This window comes from Pseudomonas sp. P1_A1, assembly GCF_056406935.1.
On record NZ_JBFTZE010000059.1, the window covers coordinates 1 to 521 of the forward strand.

Genomic DNA, 521 nt, shown 5'->3' on the forward strand with positions numbered 1-521 from the left:
GTTTGATGCCGGGCCCAGCCTGTTCACCATGCCGGCCTATGTTGATGAACTGTTTACCCTTGCCGGTAAAAAAACTGCCGACTTTTTTAGGTACCAGAAACTGGATAAAGTATGCCAATACTTTTACGAAGACGGGACCCAGATAATGGCCTTTGCAAACACCAAACTGTTTGCCGAAGACGTGTATCTGAACACAGATGAATCTACAGAATCCATAAAAAAATACCTGGCCCGCAGCGCCGAAATTTACCGCATCACCAATCATGTTTTCCTGGAGAAATCGCTGCATAGGCTTAAAACTTATTTAAACTGGGATACCATAAAGTCGGTCTTCAACTTTTCAAAGATCGATGCATTTCGCACCATGCATAAGGCCAATGAGACTTTTTTTAAGGATGACAGGCTGGTGCAGTTTTATGACCGCTATGCCACTTACAATGGTTCAAACCCGTATTCGGCACCGGCAACGCTTAATGTGATTCCGCATTTAGAGCAGCACTTTGGCGCCTACTTCCCTGAGG

Annotated in this window: 1 protein-coding gene; it reads left to right on the top strand. The window is 45.1% G+C overall.

All coding sequences use genetic code 11. The annotated features are described in order from the left end of the window. A partial coding sequence (locus tag AC1D2Q_RS29570; protein WP_477815556.1) for a phytoene desaturase family protein occupies nt 1-521 on the top strand: 521 nt, incomplete at both ends.